This window comes from Acidisphaera rubrifaciens HS-AP3, from assembly GCF_000964365.1.
GTDB classification, from domain to species: domain Bacteria; phylum Pseudomonadota; class Alphaproteobacteria; order Acetobacterales; family Acetobacteraceae; genus Acidisphaera; species Acidisphaera rubrifaciens.
This window is the reverse complement of record NZ_BANB01000294.1, coordinates 1-1,418: the sequence shown is the minus strand read 5'-3', so window position 1 is coordinate 1,418 and position 1,418 is coordinate 1. Positions and strand designations below refer to the sequence as shown.

The window sequence follows — 1,418 nt, the reverse complement described above, 5'->3', positions numbered from 1 at the left end:
GTTCAGACGTGTGCTCTTCCGATCTGAGGTCGCGGACGCCGTCGGTCAGGCCGCGCAGCAGCACGATCGCCGCGTCGAGCACGGGGGACGCCGCCTCCGGCAGGCCCTGGGCGAGACGCAGGCGGCCGAGATCGAGCAGCAGGGCGGCATGCAGGCGCGGCGGCGTGTCGTCGTCGCACAGGCCGCGCGCCTGCGTCCACGCCCCGGCCGCCGCCGCGAGGTCGCCGGTCGCGAGCAGCGCCGCGCCGTGCCGGTGCAGCTGCACGACCGACGCCAGCCGATCAGCGCCGGGGTCGGCCGCTTCGCACTTGAATTCGTTTCGTTCGTGCATGAGACTGTCTCCGATGCGAAGTCGATACAACTACGGATTGCGTGCATCCGCAACGGACTGCCCATCACTCGGCCGCTCAACGATGAGACGTTGAAATGGCTGGCATTGAGCGATCCGTCGATACCAAGAAGACACCGTTTTGTGAGCAACGAACCACGAAACATTTCACAGCGGGGACATGGGCCGCGAGGCATGATGGGCTATGTCCGGAGCGCGGCGGGTCGCGCTTCGGGCAGCTGATCCCGCTTCGGGACAGGGACGACCAACCGAGAGGAGACGAACATGAGCGAGAAGGTCGAAGTCAAGCGCGGCGTGAAGCTGGAAGCCGACGAGGCGCAGGCGGCGATCGCCAGCGGCAAGTTCGCGCTGCTGCTGACGAAGCCGCCGCAGGACGAGGTCGAGGGTCAGTACCGCTACAGCGGCTGGACCCAGTGCCCGTGGTGCGGCCATATCGGCTGGACGACCGGGCTCGACAGCAATTTCTACGAGACCGTCATCTGCGGCGCCTGCGGCCGCGCCTTCCGCGCCTGATCTCCGCCTATCCTGACGACGGCGGCGGCCGGCCCTCCCCCCTCCGGCCGACCGCGCCGCGACCGGCACCGCCCGGCCCCCTCGCCGTCCCCCCAGGCACGGCGGCCGGCGGTGACGATGCGCGTACGGGCCGGGCGTCGATGATCCGCGCGCCCAGGCCATGCGCGTCCGACGACGGGGCGGGGCGATGAGCCACACGGCGTCCGCGATGCCGCCCCCAGGCATACCGCCCCAAGGCATGCCGAAGCCGATGCCGCCGGCCGGGGCGCCGAAGGGGATGCCGCCGGCCGGAGCGCCGAAGGGCATGGCGCTGGCGGGCGCGGCGGAGGTCGCGCCGCCGGGCGGGGCGATGGAGACGCCGCCGCTGTCGTATCGGCGGCTGGTGCGCTGGAGCCTGATCGTCGTGGGCGGCGCGTGGCGCGGCTTTTTGCTCGCGGTCGGGCTGGAGACGGCGCGCAAGCTGCTGATGCAGGTGAACGCGACCCTGCTCGGCGGCATCGTCAGCGCGCTGCGCGGTGCCGGGGCGGCCACCGGAGTTGGTGCGGGGGTCGCGGCC

2 protein-coding genes are annotated in these 1,418 nt (G+C 71.8%); both read left to right on the top strand.

Features of this window, described 5'->3' with window-relative positions:
• Positions 1–613: 613 nt before the first annotated feature.
• On the top strand, positions 614–862 hold the full coding sequence (locus tag B8460_RS09800) for a hypothetical protein (protein ID WP_048861415.1): 249 nt from the start codon (positions 614–616) through the stop codon (positions 860–862).
• 238 nt (positions 863–1,100) lie between these two features.
• A partial coding sequence (locus tag B8460_RS09795) for a hypothetical protein (RefSeq protein WP_048861414.1) occupies positions 1,101–1,418 on the top strand: 318 nt, incomplete at its 3' end.

What these genes read in the sequence shown, in the direction of transcription:
- B8460_RS09800 (WP_048861415.1), top strand. Translation starts at nt 614, where the DNA reads ATGAGCGAGAAGGTCGAAGTCAAGCGCGGCGTGAAGCTGGAAGCCGAC.